Source organism: Sabulibacter ruber (assembly GCF_017355955.1).
Taxonomy (GTDB): domain Bacteria; phylum Bacteroidota; class Bacteroidia; order Cytophagales; family Hymenobacteraceae; genus Nibribacter; species Nibribacter ruber_A.
In genome coordinates this window covers 1-285 of record NZ_JAFFID010000106.1, presented here as the reverse complement: position 1 = coordinate 285, position 285 = coordinate 1, and the positions used below count along the sequence as shown (strand labels likewise).

At 70.5% G+C, this 285-nt stretch carries 1 pseudogene; it reads right to left on the bottom strand.

Annotated features, from left to right (window positions below):
- Positions 1-285 (bottom strand): annotated as a pseudogene (locus tag JT719_RS24645) (TCP-1/cpn60 chaperonin family protein); the annotation flags it as partial.

Genomic DNA, 285 nt, shown 5'->3' with positions numbered 1-285 from the left:
GCCCGGCAGGATGCCTTCCTCCACCGCGGCGCGGGTGGCGTGCAGGGCGTCGTCCACCCGGTCCTTGCGCTCCTTCACCTCGACCTCGGTGGCCCCGCCGACGCGGATCACCGCGACGCCGCCGGCCAGCTTGGCGAGGCGCTCCTGCAGCTTCTCGCGGTCGTAGTCGGAGGTGGTCTCCTCGATCTGCTGACGGATGGTGTTGCAGCGCGCGGCGATGTCCGCCTTGTCGCCCGTGCCGTTGACGACGGTCGTGTTGTCCTTGGTGATGACCACCTTGCCGGC